The organism is Vreelandella olivaria (assembly GCF_023507745.1).
GTDB classification, from domain to species: Bacteria; Pseudomonadota; Gammaproteobacteria; order Pseudomonadales; family Halomonadaceae; genus Vreelandella; species Vreelandella olivaria_A.
Genome location: NZ_JALPZO010000154.1, coordinates 1 through 3,030, shown reverse-complemented (window position 1 = coordinate 3,030; position 3,030 = coordinate 1). Strand labels below are relative to the sequence as shown.

Annotated in this window: 3 protein-coding genes; all 3 read right to left on the bottom strand. The window is 61.7% G+C overall.

Going from position 1 to position 3,030, the window contains the following annotated elements; genetic code table 11:
- The coding region (benB, locus tag HP566_RS18220) for a benzoate 1,2-dioxygenase small subunit (protein WP_249978737.1) at window positions 1–479 on the bottom strand (479 nt) is incomplete at its 3' end.
- Between the two features lie 16 nt (window positions 480–495).
- Window positions 496–1,878 (bottom strand): Rieske 2Fe-2S domain-containing protein, encoded by a 1,383-nt coding sequence (locus tag HP566_RS18215; RefSeq protein WP_249978736.1) that lies wholly within the window; start codon window positions 1,876–1,878, stop codon window positions 496–498.
- A gap of 166 nt (window positions 1,879–2,044) precedes the next feature.
- A partial coding sequence (gene catA / locus HP566_RS18210; protein WP_425348214.1) for a catechol 1,2-dioxygenase occupies window positions 2,045–3,030 on the bottom strand: 986 nt, incomplete at its 5' end.

Genomic DNA, 3,030 nt, shown 5'->3' with positions numbered 1-3,030 from the left:
TACACATCAATGACCTGATGGATATAGTCGTTATTCAACTGCACGACTTTTCTTGTGATCAGCGGATGCTGGCCCGAGACATCCAGCGTGTAGAAGCTCGTGCCGAAGAAGCTGTCGGTCTTTTGGTAACGGTGGTTGAGCGTGTGCCAGTTAAACCGCAGCTCCACCGTGCCGCCCTCTTGGGACAGGATCTCGAGGTTGCTCACCTGGTGGGTGGTGCGCGGTTCCGGCGTGCTCGCGCCGCTGCGCTCGGTCTTGATCCGGTAGACCCGATCTTCCAGTCCTTCCCGGTTGGGGTAGTAGATCAGCGAGATCTCGCTGTGCGGGTCTCGGGTGAGCTGGTCGTCGTCGTCCCAGGCGGGCATCCAGAACTCGGCGTCCTGGCGGTAGCATTCCAGCCATTCGTCCCATTCGCGGTCGTCCAGCAGACGCGCTTCGCGGTAGAGGAAGGCTTGGATGTCGTGGTAGGTAGGGCTCATGTCACTCTCCTCTTGTTCAGGCGCTGGACGCTTGGGCCGACGCGGTGGCGATAAACTGGCTGCGTTCTTTGTCGATGGCGCGCAGCATTTCGTCGACCCAGTGTTGGTGGTGCAGCACGTAGAGGCCTTCGTCTTCGGGGGAGGCGCCGCTGAGCAGCGGTTTCATGTCGATGGCCCGGGCGTTGTCGTCGGCGCCTTTCACCCATTGTTTGGCCCCCCGGGAGAGGTCGTTCCATTCGGCCAGGGCGCCGTGGTAGCCGTCCTGACAGGCGCGGAACTCTTCGAGGTCGTCGGGGGTGCCCATACCGGAGACGTTGAAGAAGTCTTCATACTGGCGGATGCGTACGGCGCGGTCTTCGGCGGCTTCGCCTTTGGGGGCGAAGCAGTAGATGGTGACTTCGGTTTTATTGACGTCGATGGGGCGCAGTACGCGGATTTGCGTGGAGAACTGGTCCATCAGGTAGACGTTGGGGTAGAGGCAGAGGTTGCGGGTCTGGTTGACGATAGCGTCGGCGCGGGCTTCTCCGTACTGTTTCTGGATCCAGTCCTTGTGCTGGTAGACGGGTCGCACCTCGGGGTTGAGCAGCCGGGTCCAGAGCATCATGTGACCATTTTCGTAGGAGTAGAAGCCGCCTTGGCTCTTGGACCAGCCGTCGGCATCGACGGCTTTGGTGCCACCGGCGTCGTAGTTGCGGCGTTCCATGGTGGAGGCGTAGTTCCAGTGGACGGAGCTGACGTGGTAGCCGTCGGCGCCGTTTTCGGCTTGTAGCTTCCAGTTGCCGGTGTAGGTGTACGAGGAGGTGCCGCGTAGGACTTCGAGGCCTTCGGGGGCCTGGTCGACGATGTTGTCGATGATTTTGGTGGTTTCGCCCAGGTGCTGTTCGAGCGGTTGCACGTCGTCGCTTAAGCTGCCGAACAGGAAGCCTTGGTAGTTTTCAAAGCGTGGCAGGCGCTTGAGGTTGTGGGAGCCGTCCTGCTTGAAGGTGTCGGGGTAGGCGCCGACCTTTTCGTTTTTGGCTTTGAGCAGGGTGCCGTCGTTTTTAAACGTCCAGCCATGGAACGGGCAGGTGAAGGTGCCTTTGTTGCCGCGCTTGCGGCGGCATAGGGTGGCGCCGCGGTGGGCGCAGGCGTTAATCAGGCCGTGCAACTCGCCTTGTTTGTCCCGGGTGATGATGACGGGTTGGCGGCCCATGGTGACGGTCATGTAGTCACCCGGTTCGCTGATCTGGCTTTCGTGGGCCAGGAACAGCCAGTTGCCTTCGAAGATGTGCTTTAGTTCGAGTTCGAAGAACGCGGGGTCGGTGAACATGCTGCGGTGGCAGCGGAAGATGCCGTTGTTGGGGTCGTCTTGTACCGCTCCGCGCACGCGGGCTTCGAGTTGATCAAGCTGTGTGGTCATGATCCAGGTCCTCGGTATCTTGTCGTGATGGCTCGGAGCTGATCCGGTGGCGGACGGCGAGGAGGCGCTGTGGACCCTTCCCTGGGCGCGCTACCTACGCCACCCCTGGCGTAGGACTTCCTCTTCGTCCTCCTCCGGCGCTCCTAGTGGAAGGCCGCTGAACGGATCAAACCTTGGCGGTGCCGGCGAGTTGGCTGGCCAGGTCCTGGTCGTCTTCCTTGGCCCGTGGGCGGGCGTGACGAACCTGTCGCTCGGGGGCGTCGGTGGTGGCCAGCTCAACGTCGAACACGACGAGGGAGAACGGGCCGTCCAGCTCGCGCTTGGCGATCTCGGCGGGGTCGTCGATCCGCTCGGCAGGCACCACCAGCTCTTCGCGGGTGGCAAAGGCGAAGTCGTCATAGGTGTAGGGGTCGCCGGCCAGATTGATCTGGGTGGTCAGGTGCTGGTGTCCGGGGGCGGAGACGAAGTAGTGGATATGCGCCGGACGTTCGCCGTGGCGACCCAGGGATTTGAGGACCACATCCGTGGGGGCGCCTTCGGGTACACCGTAGCCGGAGGGGATAATGCTGCGCGCGGTGTAGCGGCCTTCACTGTCTGCATAGATGGTGCGGCGCATGTTGTACTCGTCCTGGCTGGGATCAAAGAAGGAGTAGCCACCTTTGGAGTTGCAGTGCCAGATCTCGACCTTGGCGCCAGGAATCGGTTGGCCCTTCACGTCACGCACCTGGCCTGTCAACCACATCACCTCGGCATCGGGGTCGCTGCCATCGTCCATGCGGGCAAAACCTTCGGCTTCCGGGGCGCCGGCCACGTAGAGCGGACCTTCGATGGTGCGCGGAGTGCCACCGGTGCGTTTGGCTTCCGCGTCGATAGCGTCCTGACGCATATCGAGGTAGTGGTCAAAGCCGAGCCCGGGGGAGAGCAGGCCGAACTGGGTCTGGCTGCCCAGGGCATTGAGCAGGTTGACGCCCGCCCAATACTCTTCTTCAGTGACATCGAAATCATCAATCAGCTTGAACAGATCACCGACCAGGCGATGAACCATCTGTTTGGCGCGGTCGTTGCCGCCTTCCTGATCAAAGCCGGCGATGGCGTTTAGGAAGTCTTGAACGTCAGGCGTGTCGAAAATCTTCACGGTCATGGGGAAACCCT

Bases quoted from the DNA above. Each gene is read 5' to 3' on its own strand.
- HP566_RS18215 (WP_249978736.1), bottom strand. From the start codon at position 1,878: ATGACCACACAGCTTGATCAACTCGAAGCCCGCGTGCGCGGAGCGGTA.